Source organism: Campylobacter sp. BCW_6464 (assembly GCF_001762775.1).
GTDB lineage: Bacteria > Campylobacterota > Campylobacteria > Campylobacterales > Campylobacteraceae > Campylobacter_D > Campylobacter_D jejuni.
This window is the reverse complement of record NZ_MJXM01000047.1, coordinates 58,648-73,685: the sequence shown is the minus strand read 5'-3', so window position 1 is coordinate 73,685 and position 15,038 is coordinate 58,648. Positions and strand designations below refer to the sequence as shown.

At 31.0% G+C, this 15,038-nt stretch carries 12 protein-coding genes; 4 read left to right on the top strand and 8 right to left on the bottom strand.

Annotated features, from left to right (window positions below; all coding sequences use genetic code 11):
• The 6 genes from trpA to AJ885_RS05620 form a co-directional block, all read right to left on the bottom strand.
• Entirely contained in the window at positions 1 to 750 is a 750-nt protein-coding gene (trpA, locus tag AJ885_RS05645; protein ID WP_044778489.1) for a tryptophan synthase subunit alpha, read from the bottom strand.
• A complete protein-coding gene (gene trpB / locus AJ885_RS05640; RefSeq protein ID WP_002857405.1) occupies positions 743 to 1,921 on the bottom strand; it encodes a tryptophan synthase subunit beta in 1,179 nt (392 codons plus the stop codon). The genes trpA and trpB overlap by 8 nt, the downstream gene beginning before the upstream one ends.
• Positions 1,918 to 2,517, bottom strand: a complete 600-nt coding sequence (locus tag AJ885_RS05635) for a phosphoribosylanthranilate isomerase (protein ID WP_002854429.1) — start codon at positions 2,515 to 2,517, stop codon at positions 1,918 to 1,920. Before AJ885_RS05635 ends, trpB begins: the two co-directional genes overlap by 4 nt.
• Positions 2,504 to 4,105, bottom strand: a complete 1,602-nt coding sequence (gene trpD / locus AJ885_RS05630; protein ID WP_070210136.1) for an anthranilate phosphoribosyltransferase — start codon at positions 4,103 to 4,105, stop codon at positions 2,504 to 2,506. The genes AJ885_RS05635 and trpD overlap by 14 nt, the downstream gene beginning before the upstream one ends.
• Entirely contained in the window at positions 4,102 to 5,352 is a 1,251-nt protein-coding gene (locus AJ885_RS05625) for an anthranilate synthase component I family protein (RefSeq protein ID WP_002861115.1), read from the bottom strand. The genes trpD and AJ885_RS05625 overlap by 4 nt, the downstream gene beginning before the upstream one ends.
• Before the next feature lie 169 nt (positions 5,353 to 5,521).
• Positions 5,522 to 5,647: a hypothetical protein gene (locus tag AJ885_RS05620; protein WP_002854718.1), complete on the bottom strand. Its 126-nt coding sequence runs from the start codon at positions 5,645 to 5,647 to the stop codon at positions 5,522 to 5,524.
• 122 nt (positions 5,648 to 5,769) lie between these two features.
• On the opposite strand from AJ885_RS05620, the gene AJ885_RS05615 reads away from it, so the two are divergent.
• The 3 genes from AJ885_RS05615 to AJ885_RS05605 all read left to right on the top strand — a co-directional run bounded on the left by AJ885_RS05615 (position 5,770) and on the right by AJ885_RS05605 (position 9,902).
• The gene (locus AJ885_RS05615; RefSeq protein ID WP_070210135.1) at positions 5,770 to 6,555 is read left to right on the top strand and encodes a sulfite exporter TauE/SafE family protein; all 786 of its coding nucleotides are present in this window, start codon (positions 5,770 to 5,772) and stop codon (positions 6,553 to 6,555) included.
• A gap of 73 nt (positions 6,556 to 6,628) precedes the next feature.
• Positions 6,629 to 9,454, top strand: a complete 2,826-nt coding sequence (gene uvrA, locus AJ885_RS05610; RefSeq protein ID WP_070210134.1) for an excinuclease ABC subunit UvrA — start codon at positions 6,629 to 6,631, stop codon at positions 9,452 to 9,454.
• A 4-nt stretch (positions 9,455 to 9,458) separates the two neighbouring features.
• Complete coding sequence (locus AJ885_RS05605) at positions 9,459 to 9,902, top strand: YqaA family protein (protein WP_002866650.1); 444 nt, start codon at positions 9,459 to 9,461, stop codon at positions 9,900 to 9,902.
• Here AJ885_RS05605 and AJ885_RS05600 read toward each other — a convergent pair.
• Both AJ885_RS05600 and AJ885_RS05595 read right to left on the bottom strand, forming a co-directional pair.
• Positions 9,858 to 10,865, bottom strand: coding sequence for a nucleoside hydrolase (locus tag AJ885_RS05600; protein ID WP_070280872.1), 1,008 nt, complete (start codon positions 10,863 to 10,865; stop codon positions 9,858 to 9,860). The two genes, AJ885_RS05605 and AJ885_RS05600, sit on opposite strands and share 45 nt — an antisense overlap.
• Positions 10,862 to 12,223: an MFS transporter gene (locus tag AJ885_RS05595; protein ID WP_070210132.1), complete on the bottom strand. Its 1,362-nt coding sequence runs from the start codon at positions 12,221 to 12,223 to the stop codon at positions 10,862 to 10,864. Before AJ885_RS05595 ends, AJ885_RS05600 begins: the two co-directional genes overlap by 4 nt.
• A gap of 161 nt (positions 12,224 to 12,384) precedes the next feature.
• Between AJ885_RS05595 and polA the strand changes: the two genes are divergently transcribed.
• On the top strand, positions 12,385 to 15,024 hold the full coding sequence (polA, locus tag AJ885_RS05590) for a DNA polymerase I (protein WP_070210131.1): 2,640 nt from the start codon (positions 12,385 to 12,387) through the stop codon (positions 15,022 to 15,024).
• Positions 15,025 to 15,038 lie beyond the last annotated feature (14 nt).

Below are 15,038 nucleotides of genomic sequence, written 5' to 3'. Positions count from 1 at the left end.
TTATTTTTTGAAAATTTCTTCAATATCTTTCATTATTATATCCAAATTTCCTTGTTTAAAACACTTTACTATGCTAGTTCCCACAATCACTCCATCAGCAACTCTTCTCATTCTTTTTACATCTTGATTATTTTGAATGCCAAAACCTACAAAAATAGGCAAATTTGTAAAAAATCTGATTTCTTTTACTTTATCTTGCAAGATTGCTTCTTCGACACTTTTCGTACCTGTAATACCTATGCTTGCTAATAAATAAATAAAACCTTTAGCATGTTTTACTAATTTTTTAACCCTTTCTTTAGGGGTTGTAACGCTTACAAGTGTGATTAAAGCTATATTATATCTTTCACACTCTTTAATTAAATCATCACTTTCTTCAAAACTCAATTCAGGCACAATCAAAGCACAAATCCCTAAAGATTTTGCTTTTTTCACAAATTTTTCCAAGCCATAAGAAAAAATTAAATTATAATAAACCATAAAAACCAAAGCTTTTTTAGTTTTTATCCTAGCTAAAAGCTCAAAAACACTATGAATATCCACGCCTTGATTAAGAGCTATTTTTGCCGCATCTGCAATAATCTCACCATCGGCAATAGGATCACTATAAGCAACACCAAGTTCTAAAATATCAATAGGGCTTTGATCTAATCTTTGCAAAAAAGCTTCACTTGTTTGAAGATTTGGATAACCTAAAACCGTATAAGCCACATTTGCATTTTCTTTATAAAATTTTCTAAAATCAACCATAAATCACCCCTTTTTTATAATCTCTAATCATTTGCATATCTTTATCTCCTCTGCCTGAAAGATTTACTACTATCACGCTTTTCTTTTTTAAAGTTGGACAAAGTTTTTCTAAAAACGCTAAAGCATGCGAACTTTCAATCGCTGCAATAATACCTTCCTCTTTGCAAAGTAATTTTAAAGCTTGCATACATTCTTCATCACTTATAGCATGATATTGCGCTCTTTTACTTTCAAATAAAAAAGCATGCAAAGGGCCAATTCCTGGATAATCAAGCCCTGCAGAAACACTATGCACAGGCAAGATATTGCCTAAATCATCTTGTAAAACCTTGGTTTTCATACCGTGAATAATGCCTGTTTTTCCCTTATTTAAAGTCGCTGCATGATAAGGTGTATCGATGCCAAGCCCCCCTGCTTCAATACCTATAAGTTTAACATTTTCATCTTTGATAAAATCATAAAAAATCCCAGCTGCATTGCTTCCACCCCCAACAGCTGCAATAATATAATCTACTTTTTTATTGAGTTTTTGAAGTTGCATTTTGCATTCTTTTCCTATAATGCTTTGAAAATGCGTTACCATTTTAGGATAAGGATAAGGACCTACCGCACTTCCAACCACATAAAAAATATTTTTAATATCTCCAACCCAAGCTTGAATAGCTGCAGTAGTAGCTTCTTTTAGAGTTTTAAGCCCACTTTGTACTGCATGAATTTTAGCACCCAAAAGCTCCATTTTATAAACATTTAAAGCCTGTCTTTGTACATCAGTTGCCCCCATATAAATTTCACATTCAAGTCCTAAAAGTGCTGCTGCAGTGGCTGTTGCAAGTCCGTGTTGACCTGCTCCTGTTTCTGCTATGATTTTTTTCTTTCCCATTTTTTTTGCTAAAAGGGCTTGAGCGATGGCATTATTGATTTTATGTGCTCCAGTATGATTTAAATCCTCGCGTTTTAAATAAATTTCATGCTGATATTTTTTGCTTAAATTTCTAGCAAAATAAAGCGGAGTAGGACGCCCCACATAAGTTTTTAAAAGCTCGTTTAATTCTTTTTTAAAGAGTTTATCTTTAGAAAATTTCAAAAAAGCACTTTCTAGCTCATTTAAAGCAAACATTGCACTTTCAGGCAAAAACTGCCCACCAAAATCCCCATAATATGCTTTTTTCATTTTTTCAGCTCCTTTAAAATTTGTTTTATTTTGTTGATATCTTTTAAGCCTTTTTCATCTTCAAGCTTCGAATTAAGATCTAAAATTTTAGCTCCTGTTTTTACGGCCTTATGAATATTATCCAAACCTATGCCTCCAGCTAATACAAAATCTTTAGTATAAGAACTTAATAAAGTCCAATTAAAACTTATTCCATTACCGCCCTTTAAAATTCCCTTAGCATCAAAAAGCACTAAATCAGCAAAAATTTCACTTTTTAAATCTAAACTATCTTCCACACTTATCACCTGCCATACAAAAACATTTTGTACCTTTAAAATTTCAAATTCTTCTTTGGTAATAGTGCGATAAATTTGTACTCCATCAAGCTTAACTTCTTGAATACATCTTAAAATTTGTTCCAAATTTTCATCTACAAAAACACCGACAACTTTTTTATCTTTTTCATGAAAAATTGCACTTAAATTTCTTGCTTGTTCTAAACTCACTCTTCTTGGACTTTTAGCAAAAATAAGTCCAAAAAAATCAATATTTAAAAAAGCTAAATCTTTAGCATTTTTTTCATCTTTAATGCCACAAATTTTAAGCTTTAGCATAAGCTTGATACTCCTTAAAATACTCTATAACCTTACCTGAATAAATGGCTTCTAAAATCATATCTTTAGCCACTAAAGGCGAACTTGCTTTATTGGCTGTATAAAGTGCAAACATAGCATTTAAAACTACTAAATCAAATTTTGCCCCTTGCATTTTACCACTTAAAATATCTTTTAAATCCTTAGCGTTTTCATATGCACTAGATCCTATGATTTCACTATGAAAAGCTCTTTTAAAACCAAATTGTTCAGGACAGATAGAATACTCTAAAATTTCTCCCTCACAAAGCTCATAAATTTTACTTTCATCACAAATACTAAGCTCATCCATACCATCATTTCCTCTTACCACTAAAGCTTTTTTGCGTCCTAAATTTTTTAAAACCTCTATCAAAAGCCTATGCACAGGTGCGTGATAATTTCCCATAAGTTGATATTTTAACTTTAAATTAGGGTGCAATAAAGGACCTAAAACATTAAAAACCGTTCTTACTCCAAGTCTTGATCTGATCTCTTTAAGTTCTCCTACTAAAGGATGAAAAAATGGAGCATGTAAAAAACTAAGCCCTTGATTATTTAGTTGTTTTAAAACTGATTCTAAAGTGTTTAGAGTAGTTATATTTAAAGCTTCTAACACATCTGTACTTCCGCTAGAACTTGAAATGGCACGATTTCCGTGTTTGGCTACTTTTACCCCTAAAGCTGCTAAAATAAAAGCGCTAGTCGTAGAAACATTGATACTTTTAAAACCATCTCCACCTGTTCCGCAAATATCAATCATCTCACTCTCATCACTAAAAGTTTGAGAATATCTTAAAATTTGTCTTACAAAAGCACTTAAAGATTTTTCGTTTAAAGACTTTTCTGTGATTAAAATCAACAAAGCCGCCACTTGTAAAATTTCATAATCTTTAGACATAATAATCTTACAAATTTGCTCAAAATCATCGCTTTGTAAAAAATGATTTTCACTCATTTTTTGCAAATAAAAACTTAAAGGATTTTCTTGTTTTTGTGATTTTTTTATATCTTGTTTTAAAAAATTAGAAAAAAGCTGTAAGCCATATTCACTAAAATAGCTTTCAGGATGAAATTGCACACCATAATAAGGTAAATTTTTATGTCCCAAAGCCATAATCACACCCTTCTCATCAAGGGCTAAAATTTCAAGCTCATCACTAAGCTGTTTAACCTCTAAAGAATGATAACGCATCACGCTAAAATTTGGAGGCAAATTAGAAAATAATTCATTTTCCTTGCATTGTTTTATCAAAGAATTTTTTGCATGCATAGGCTCTTGCATCTTAACCACTAAAGAATCAAAAGCTAAAGCTAAAGCTTGATGTCCTAAACAAATGCCCAAAACAGGGATATTAAGCCTTGCTTTAAAAATTTCAAGACAAATCCCACTTTGACTTGGATGCTTTGGACCAGGACTTAAAATAATATGAGTAGGATTTAAATTTTTAATTTCACTCAGAGAAATTTCATCATTTCTTCTTACTAAAATTTCATCATTGCTGAGTTGCTCTAACATGCTTTTGACATTAAAAACAAAAGAATCATAATTATCAATTAAAAGTATCATTGATTTTCCTTTTTTAAATTTTCAAAAGCTACCAAAAGCGCCTTGCGTTTAGCACAAATTTCTGCATATTCTTTTTGACTCTCACTTTGCAAAACAATACCCGCCCCACTTGCCAAATAAGCCTTATCTTGAGTAAAAAAAGCGCAACGAATTAAAATCGCTAAAGTTATGTCTTCGTTAAAATTTAAAAATCCTACCGCACCACCATAAATTCCACGATCGCAATCTTCAAGCTCACTAATGATCTCTAAAGCTCTTATTTTAGGAGCTCCGCTTAAAGTTCCCGCTGGAAAAACTGCTTCAATCACATCGAAAATACTCGCATCTTCTTTCATATTGGCATACACTTCACTCACTATGTGCATTACAAATTTATTTTTAATAATAGAAAAAAGATTTTCCACTCTTGTTTGAGCGCCAAATTTAGAAGCATCATTTCTTGCTAAATCTACAAGCATCTTATGTTCACTAAGTTCTTTTTCATCACTTAAAAGATCTTTTTCTAAAGCTAAAAGATCACAGTTATTTTCCAAATTTCTAGTTCCAGCAATAGGGGCTAAATAAATCTCTCTTTTTTTAATTTTCAATAAAAACTCTGGAGAAGAACCCAAAACAACACCATATTTACTTGGAAAATAATACATATAAGCGCTTGGATTTAAAGCACTTAAACTCTCATAATAATCAAAAGCATTTACTTGATGCTTGATACAAAGTTGCTTACTTAAGACCACTTGAAAAATATCTCCACTTAAAAGATATTCTTTAGCTTTTTCACACATTTTTAAAAAATCATTTTTTTCATCTTCTAAAGAATTTAAAATTTCAAAAGCATTTTTTTGTTTCTTTTTAATTGGTTCAATATCATCTTTTAAATATTCAAAATATTTTGAAGCGCCAAATTTAAAAAACATCTTACTATTTTTCTCATAAATCAAATAAGCTTTAGCATTGGCAAATAAAAATAAAGGAAAATCATAATTTTTCTTAGAAGAAAGTGGAATTTTCTCAAACAAAGATACAAAATTCGCACTAAAAACTCCAAAAAATCCAGCAAAGTCGCAAATTTTATTCTTACTTAAAGCTTCATAATATTTTGCCTTAAACTCGCTAAATGATAATTCATTAGCATCTAAATAATCACAATCAATCCCTATAATTACCTTAGTCAAATCCTCTGCAAAATAAGAATTTTCAAATTTTTCAAGGATTTGTCTGTAATAAAAATTTACATTTTTAACAAACATAATAGGCCTTTTTTAAAAAAATAAAATAAATAAAAATAATACTAAAGAAAAAATTTAGATAAAAAGAAGTTTAGAAACGCCAAGAGCGAAGAGTGTGTGTAAGTTTTAAAATCAAAGAATTACCAAAAAAATCATTTTCACTCATCTTTTACCTTTCTTATAAAATATTTCAAAAATTAAGACTTTTATGAAAATTTTTAAAGTCTAAGTTAATTTTAATCAATAAATATAAATTTTGCTTTAAATTTAAAATAAATATTATAAAATCTTTATATTTTATAATATTTTGAAACATTTTTACGATGCTTAAAGTTACCAAAAAAATATTCTATTGTTTTAAAAAACTAAGATAATACTTAGCTTAATAAGATAAAATTATTCCGTATTTGAAATATTTAATATTTTTTAGGAAAAGCTATGGAAATCACAGATTTACCTTATCTAATCATAGGAATCATTTCAGGTATTGCTTCTGGACTTTTTGGCATTGGTGGAGGTATGATTATCGTTCCTTCTATGTTCGCACTTGGAGCAAGCGCTCACCATGCTATCGGAATTTCAGTATTGCAAATGATTTTTGCAGCAGTTTTTGGCTCTTATATTAATTATAAGAAAAAAAATCTAAATCTTAAAGATGGTGTTATGATAGGTTTTGGAGGGCTCATAGGGGCAAGCTTTAGCGGAATACTTTTAAAAGCTTTAAGCGATGTAGCTCTTACTAGCGTATTTTTGACGGTAAGTTGTATATTTTTTATCAAATATGCTTTTGGAATTAAAGAAAACATTGTGCAAATTCAAAGAAGCGTTTGGGTAAAGAATGTCATTTTATTTATTGCTGGAGCTTTTACTGGTATTTTTGCTATTTCTTTGGGAATTGGTGGTGGACTTTTAATTGCTCCAATTTTAGCTTATTTTTTAGGCTATGATAGTAAAAAAGTTGTTTCCTTATCCTTGTTTTTTGTTATTTTTGCTTCAGTCTCTGGTGTTATATCTTTTTCAAATTCTGGAGTTATAGACTCTGAAGTTATTCATAAAGGAATACTAGTAGGTATAGCTTCTATGGTTGGAGTTTTTATAGGAATTAAAATCATAGAAAAAATGCATATTTCAGCTCATAGAAAAATTTTACTTTGCGTATATGCCTTATCAATACTTGGAACCACCCACTCTTTGCTTAATAAGCTAAATCTTATAAATTTTTAACTTGGATTTATCCAAGTTCTTTTAATATTATTATGCTAAAATCTTAAATTTATTTTAATGTTTAGGAAAGACTATGAACGATACCATCAAAATCATTGGTGCAAGAGAAAATAACCTAAAAAATATCCACCTTGAAATTCCCAAAAACAAACTCATTGTTTTTACAGGACTCAGTGGAAGTGGAAAATCAACCCTTGCTTTTGGCACTCTTTATGCTGAAGGACAACGCCGTTATATAGAAAGTTTAAGTGCTTATGCCAGACAATTTTTAGATAAGGTAGGCAAACCTGATGTCGATAAAATCGAAGGTTTAACTCCAGCCATTGCCATAGATCAAAAAACTACTTCTAAAAATCCACGCTCGACCGTGGGAACCATCACTGAAATTTATGATTATCTAAGACTTTTATATGCAAGAGTTGGCATTCAACATTGTCATCAATGTGGACAAAAAATCTCATCTATGAGTGCAAGTGATATAGTCAGTGAAATTTTAAAATTTCCAAAAGGTGCAAAAATCATCATCTACGCCCCACTCATACGAGAAAAAAAAGGAACTTATGCAGATTTACTTGAAAATTTGCGCAACAAAGGCTATGTAAGAGCTCAAATTGATGGAGTTTTAGTAAGACTTGATGAAGAAATTGAACTGGCTAAAACCAAAAAACACACCATTAAACTTGTCATAGATAGACTTGAAATTCAAGAAGATTTACTTTCTCGCCTTGCAAGCGATATAGAAAAAGGCTTACAAGAAAGCTTTGGAGAAATAGAAATAGAAGTTTTAAATCATGAAGAAATAAATCTTAATAAACACTATCATTTTAGCGAGCATTCAGCTTGTTTTGATTGTAAAATTTCCTTTGTTCCACTTGAACCTTTAAGCTTTTCTTTTAATTCTCCAAAAGGAGCATGTGAAGCTTGTGATGGACTTGGAATTCGTTATACTTTAGATATGAAAAAAATCATCGATGAAAATTTAAGCCTCGAAAATGGTGCTGTTAAAATCATGTATGGTTTTAACAAAAGTTATTATTATAAATTCCTAATCGCCTTTTGCGAACAAAATGAAATTCCTATCAAAATACCTTTTATGCAATTAAGCGAAGAGCAAAAACGCCTTGTATTATATGGTAATGTCAAAACTATAGAATTTCTTTGGAAAAGAAATCGTCTAAAACGCACTTTTGAAGGCGTGGTTAAAATGGCTTATGAAATGCTAAAAGATGAAAAAGATTTAGCCGAATATATGAGTGAAAAAATTTGCAAAGACTGTGGTGGGCATCGTTTAAAACCAGAAAGTTTAGCCGTGAAAGTAGCCAAAAAAGGCTTGGGTGAAATTTTAGATATGAGCATAGAAGATAGTACGGCCTTTTTTGCAGATGAGAAAAATTTTTCCTATTTAAGCGAGCAGCAAAAACTTATTTCTAAACCTATCCTAAAAGAAATCAACGAAAGATTGTTTTTCTTGTATGATGTGGGGCTAGGTTATCTTTCTTTAGGGCGTGATGCAAGAACGATTAGTGGGGGTGAAGCACAAAGAATCCGTATAGCTTCACAAATTGGCAGTGGTTTAAGTGGAGTGATGTATGTCTTAGATGAGCCTAGCATAGGACTTCATGAAAGAGATACTGCAAAACTGATTAAAACTTTAAGAAATTTACAACAAAAGGGCAATACCCTAATTGTCGTAGAGCATGATAAAATGACCATAGAAGAAGCAGATTTTATTGTAGATATTGGTCCAAAAGCAGGAAAATTTGGAGGTGAGGTTGTATTTAGTGGAACTTATAAAGAACTTTTAAAAAGCAAAAGCGAAACTGCACTTTATATGAATGGTAAAAAACAAATTTCACAGCTTAAAAATAGAGAGCAAAAAGAATGGCTAGAGCTTAAAAATGTAAATATTAACAATATCCAAGATTTAAGCGTAAAATTTCCTTTGCAAAATTTAGTCGCTATAACAGGAGTTTCAGGTTCTGGAAAAAGCTCTTTGATACTTCAAACCCTACTTCCTTTTGCACAAGAGGAATTAAACCGTGCGAAAAAAGTTAAAAAACTTGGTGGAGTGCAAATAGAAGGACTTGAAAAACTTGATAAAGTCATTTATCTTGATCAAAGCCCAATTGGGCGCACACCACGATCAAATCCTGCCACCTATACAGGCGCTATGGATGAAATCAGAAATCTTTTTGCCGCCACTAAAGAAGCTAAAATGCGTGGTTATAAAGCAGGACGCTTTTCTTTTAATGTCAAGGGTGGAAGATGTGAGAAATGTAGCGGAGATGGAGAAATCAAAATAGAAATGCATTTTTTACCTGATGTTATGGTAGTTTGTGATACTTGCGGGGGCAAACGCTACAATGATGCCACGCTAGAAATCAAATATAAAGGCAAAAATATCAGTGAAATTTTAAATATGAGTGTTTTAGAAGCGAGTGAATTTTTTACAGCCGTTCCTAAAATCAAACAAAAATTAGACACTCTAGTAAAAGTGGGTTTAGATTATCTAACTCTAGGACAAAATGCCACCACCTTAAGTGGAGGTGAAGCGCAAAGAATCAAACTTGCTAAAGAACTAAGCCGTAGTGATACAGGAAAAACTCTTTATATACTTGATGAACCTACAACAGGACTACATTTTGAAGATGTTAATAAACTCATCTTAGTTTTACAACATTTAGTTGATCTTAAAAATTCGGTTTTTGTAATAGAACATAATTTAGATGTGATTAAAAATGCTGATTATATCATCGATATGGGGCCTGAAGGCGGAGTTAAAGGTGGAAAAGTTATAAGCACAGGAAGCGTGGAAAAAGTCGCTAAAGAACACAAAAAAACCCGTTCTTACACAGGATATTATCTAGACTTAGAGCTTAAAAATACACAAAAATCATAATTTTATGTTTGATTTTTTATATAATGATATAAGTTATTTAGGACTTTTTATAGTGTGTTTTCTTTCAAGCACACTATTACCCTTAGCAAGTGAAGCCTTTGTTTTAGGCTTTATAAAACTTGATTTTAATCCAAATTTAGTGCTTATCGTAGCCACTTTGGGTAATACCTTAGGAAGTTTAAGTACTTATGGCTTGGCTTATCTTGGTAAGCAAAAAATTTTAGAAAAATACTTTAGCAAATCCTTAAAAAAATTAGAAAATTTCAATGCTAATTTTGCTAAATTTGGAAGTATATTTGCTTTTTTTACTTTTTTACCTTTAGTGGGAGATCTTTTTGCCTTAGGACTTGGTTTTGCGAAATATTCTTTTTTAAAAACTATATTTTTTATCTTACTTGGAAAATTAAGTCGTTATGCTTTCATAATTTTCATAGCAAACTCCTTTTAAAAGACTCTCTTTTATAAGTTTTAAAAGCTTTGTATTATCTACATTTTTTAAAATTTTAACACAATTTTTAGTGCTTAAATCCACCCCCATACTCATTTTTGGCTCTTTAAAACAACGCCAACTCATACCTCTTGCCAAAGAACTATCGCAAATAACATCAGCATAACACTCATCAAAATCTGCAATACTAGAATCTAATGCGTAAGCTATCGTTAAAGCGTCATGTATCCAAGTTCCCTTTGTACCACGTGTTTTAGAGGCATAATCAATCCAAACACCTAAAGTTTCAACGATAAAATCACATAAAATATTCTTACCTTGCAACTCTTTTAAATCCTCGTATGTTAATAAAGTCTGCATGGTTGCATTATAAGGCACGAGTGTAATTTTAGCTCTTGAATTTAACACTATACTAGCCGCCTCAGGATCGAAACCAAAATTTGTATCTTTAGTATAATAAGGCATATCAAAACTACCGCCCATAATAAAAAGCTCTTTAAGATTTATATCAAAATCTTTAAAAATTTTCATAGCCATAGCGATATTTGTCAAAGGTCCTATCGCGCAAATAGAAATTTCTTTAGGATTTTTACTCACCAACTCACCCATTTTAAAAATCGCATCAGGATTTATATTTTCTAAAATTTCGGGACTTTTTATATTTTCCCAAAGATATTCAAGTTTAAAATTTTTTACACTTTCATCAAGTCTTTGACGCCAAGCTTTACTTGGTTCTTTTAGGGCTTCATTTGCTCCCAAATAAACGGGGATATTTAAATTTAAACGTTTAAATAAATCCTTAGCCACGCTATAGGCAACAAGACTTGGAACATTACCGCAAATTGTGCTTAGCATTTCAAGTTTGATTTCTTTAGATGCCAAAATCAAAGCAAGCGCTAAACCATCATCAGTATTTGCTCCTGCAATAGCATTGCCTATATCCGTGTCTAAGATAAGTCTCATATCGCATCTTCTATTTTATTTAAATCCCTGCCTCTAGTTTCTGGCGCAAAAAATGTAGTCACAAAACCTATACCTGCAGTTAATACAAAATATGTCGCAATAGGCCACCAAGTGCCATAATACGCAAGCAAAGCAGAAGCCACCATAGGCGCTGTTCCTCCTGAAAGAATAGAACCTAGCTCCTTAGCAAAAGCCATTTTTGTATAACGGTTTTTTACCCCAAAAAGTTCTACACCCCAAGCCGCTTGTACACCAAAAATCCCTAAAGATGCTAAAGACATACCTACAATAATAGTTAAAATCACAATAATTTCATTTTTACTATCTAAAAGCATAAAAGCAGGAAAAGCATAAATCATCAAAAGCAAACAAAACATTCTATAAGTAATACGTCTTCCAAATCTATCACTTAAATAACCTGCCAAAGGAATAATCAAAAAACCCACCAATGAAGCTATCATCACCGCTGTAGTGGCAACTGATTTGTCTAAAAGTAAAATTTTAGTCACATAGCCTACAATAAAACCTTGTGCAAGATAAGAAGGTCCATTTTCACCTATTCTTAAACCCACCATAGTCCAAAAAGCACGACTTCTTTGCCAAAAACTTCTTTCATCTTTTTTCATATGCTTTTCGTTATTAAGACGCAATTTCATCATTTCATTTTTTTGCTTTTCAAAAACAGGGGTTTCTTTGACATGAAAACGAATATATACAGCAAAAAGAGCGATTAAAATACTTCCCATAAAAGGAAATCTCCAGCCCCATTCTTTAAAACTTGCTTCATCCATTTGTACCATCAAAAGCCACACAAAAGACGCAAGCAAAGTTCCGCTATTTGATCCTAAAGCAATCACAGAAGAAACAAGCCCTCTTCTCTTGCTAGGAGCATATTCTCCAAGCATAACTGTTCCACCTGAAAGTTCAGCTCCTGCACCAAAACCCTGTATAAAACGTAATATAACCAAACAAATAGGCGCCCAAACACCAATCACTGCATAACTTGGAATAAAACCTATAAGAGTAGTTGAAATTCCCATTAAAGCTATTGTAGCCATCATAACATTTTTTCTTCCGTGTTTATCACCTAAATAACCAAAAAACAAAGCCCCAATAGGTCTTGCAATAAAACCTATGCCATAAGTTACAAAACTAAGTAAAAGTGCAATTACTGGAGTTTGCTCAGGAAAAAACACTTCTGAAAAAATTGTTGCAGCTGCTAAACCATAAAGTGCAAAATCTGCATATTCCATAGCAGTTCCCAACCAGCAAGAAAAAACTGCCTTTTTAAAAACTTTCCTACCTTCAGGCGTGTTAAAATTCTTATCCGCAATTCCATCAATTTGCTGATTTGTCATTACATTATCCTTATATTTTAATATATTTTTTTATAAATAATTTGTAATTATGGCTAAAAATTGCAGTGTTTTTGCTTAAAGATCTTAAATTGTAGACATTTTAAGCAAAATTTTGAAATAATACAACTTAAAAATATATTTTATCAAAAGAAGAAATTATTATGAAAACTTTAACTATTATCGATACTTTTGGATTTTTTTTCAGACTTTACTACGCATTAAAAGGTTTTAAAAATTCACAAGGACAAGCTAGTGGAATGATTAGCGGTTTTGCAAATTTTATTTATAGCTTAAAAAATGAACATAAAAGTGATTATATTGTTTTTGCATTAGACTCCAAAGGAAAAACTTTTCGTAGCGAAATTGATCCAAACTACAAACAAAATCGCACTCCACCACCACCTGAACTTCTAGAACAAATTCCAATTTGCATAGAGATGATAGAAAAAATGGGTTTTATAAGCGTTTCTAGGGAAGGTTATGAAGCCGATGATATCATCGCTTCTTTTGTAAAAACTTGTGAAGATAGGGACATTTTTGTACGCATTATCACTCAAGATAAAGATCTTTATCAACTCATAAAAGATGGTAAAACAAGCATTTACAGTCCCATTTCTAAAAACGACTATGATGAAGTAGCGTGTTTAGAAAAATACGGAGTAAAACCTAATCAAATCAGAGATTTTTTAGCTCTTTGCGGAGATAGTTCTGATAATATTCCAGGCGTTAAAGGTATAGGTGCAAAAGGGGCTAAAACCTTACTTGATGAATTTGGTAGCATAGAAGGAATTTATGGAAATTTAACTCTAATACGCAATGAAAGAAGTCGTAACTTGCTTTTAGAGGGTAAGGAAAATGCATTTTTAAGCAAAAAATTAGCCTCTTTGTATGAAAATTTAGAAGTGCAAGATCTTATAGAAAAAGCAACTTATCCTAATGAAGAACCTCTTTTAAAAATACTTGAAATTTTAGAACATTACGAACTTAATACTTTACTTAAAAAACTGCGTCAAAATCCTGATAATAAAGATAAAAATTTAGGTTTTAAAGCCACTTTAATACAAGATGAAAACAAACTTTTTGAAATTTTAAATACCCTTGATAAAGAAAGTATTATTGCTTTTGATACCGAAACCACAGGACTTGATACAAAAGAAGCAAAAATTGTTGGTTTTAGTTTTTGCATGAGTGAAAATGAAGCCTTTTACGTGCCTTTAACTCATAACTATCTTGGAGTAGGTGAGCAAATTTCATTGCAAAGTGCCAAAAAAGCTATAGAGCTAATCTTTAATCATTTTGTTATAGGACACAATCTCAAATATGATTTTAAAATCATTCAAAACAATTTTGGATTAAATTTACCTCAAAAATACGCAGATACAATGATTTTAGCATGGCTTAAAAATCCTTCTTTAAGAGTAAATATGGATGATTTAGCCTTAAGACTTTTTAATTATGAAACCTTACATTTTGAAAGCCTTGTTAAAAAAGGAGAAAATTTTGCAAGTGTAGAACTTGAAAAAGCTTGCAAATACGCCGCAGAAGATGCTTATATCACGTTAAGATTTTATCTTTATTTTTTAAAAAATCTTGAAACTCCTTTATTAGAACTTGCTAAAAACTGTGAATTTGATTTCATTAAAATCATTATGATGATGGAAGAAAATGGCATAAAGCTTGATACAAATGCACTTGAAGTCCTTATGAAAAAATTTGAAAATGAAATCAAAAATTTAAGTGAAGAAATTTATACTCTTTGTGAGGATAGATTTAACTTAAACTCACCTAAACAAGTAGGTGATATACTTTTTGAAAAACTTAAACTTCCAAGTGGAAAAAAAGGAAAAACAGGATATTCTACCGATGAAAAAGTTTTAAATGCACTTTTAGATAAACATCCTGTAATTGCTAAAATTTTAGATTATAGAGAACTTGCCAAACTTTATTCCACTTATTGCGAACCTTTGTTAAAACTAGCGTTAAAAGATAAAAATTCACGCATTTATTCAAGTTTTTTACAAACTGGCACTGCAACGGGTCGCCTTTCATCTAAAGATCCAAATTTGCAAAATATTCCTGCACACGGACAATACGCAAAAGATTATAAATCTTGTTTTGTAGCTAAAGATGGATTTAGTTTTATCTCTCTTGATTATTCTCAAATCGAACTGAGAATGCTTGCGCATTTTAGCGAAGATGAAAAACTTTTAAATGCTTTTGCCAATGATGAAGATATACATGCAAGAACAGCTATAATGATTTTTGGAGAAAGCAATTATGAAACCAGAAGTGTTGCAAAAAGTATAAATTTTGGACTTATTTATGGCATGGGCTATAAAACTTTAAGTCAAAATTTAAAAATAGAAGCTCATTTAGCCAAATCTTACATAGAAAAATATTTTGAAAATTTTACTAGCATTAAAAAATATTTTGAAACAGTTAAAAACGAAGCTAAACAAAATGGTTTTATCACTACTTTAAGCGGTCGCAAGCGTTATTTTGATTTTGAAAATGCAAAACCTATGCAAATTGCCATGTATGAAAGAGAAAGCATTAATTCAATCTTGCAAGGTTCAGCAGCAGATGTAATCAAACTTGCAATGCTAGAAATCAATAAAGAATTAAATGAAGACAAAAAGCTTATTTTACAAATTCATGATGAATTAATTTTTGAAGTAAAAGATGATTTATGTGAAAATTTTGCAAAAAAAACTAGAGATATTATGGAAAATATAGTAAAATTAAAAGTAAAATTAAAAACAAGCTCAAGTATTGCCAAAAATTGGGGCGATTTAAAATAATCAAGGAGATATTT

Coding starts and splice junctions, on each gene's coding strand:
- trpA (WP_044778489.1), bottom strand. CDS start 750: ATGGTTGATTTTAGAAAATTTTATAAAGAAAATGCAAATGTGGCTTAT.
- trpB (WP_002857405.1), bottom strand. CDS start 1,921: ATGAAAAAAGCATATTATGGGGATTTTGGTGGGCAGTTTTTGCCTGAA.
- AJ885_RS05635 (WP_002854429.1), bottom strand. CDS start 2,517: ATGCTAAAGCTTAAAATTTGTGGCATTAAAGATGAAAAAAATGCTAAA.
- trpD (WP_070210136.1), bottom strand. CDS start 4,105: ATGATACTTTTAATTGATAATTATGATTCTTTTGTTTTTAATGTCAAA.
- AJ885_RS05625 (WP_002861115.1), bottom strand. CDS start 5,352: ATGTTTGTTAAAAATGTAAATTTTTATTACAGACAAATCCTTGAAAAA.
- AJ885_RS05620 (WP_002854718.1), bottom strand. CDS start 5,647: ATGTTTCAAAATATTATAAAATATAAAGATTTTATAATATTTATTTTA.
- AJ885_RS05615 (WP_070210135.1), top strand. CDS start 5,770: ATGGAAATCACAGATTTACCTTATCTAATCATAGGAATCATTTCAGGT.
- uvrA (WP_070210134.1), top strand. CDS start 6,629: ATGAACGATACCATCAAAATCATTGGTGCAAGAGAAAATAACCTAAAA.
- AJ885_RS05605 (WP_002866650.1), top strand. CDS start 9,459: ATGTTTGATTTTTTATATAATGATATAAGTTATTTAGGACTTTTTATA.
- AJ885_RS05600 (WP_070280872.1), bottom strand. CDS start 10,865: ATGAGACTTATCTTAGACACGGATATAGGCAATGCTATTGCAGGAGCA.
- AJ885_RS05595 (WP_070210132.1), bottom strand. CDS start 12,223: ATGACAAATCAGCAAATTGATGGAATTGCGGATAAGAATTTTAACACG.
- polA (WP_070210131.1), top strand. CDS start 12,385: ATGAAAACTTTAACTATTATCGATACTTTTGGATTTTTTTTCAGACTT.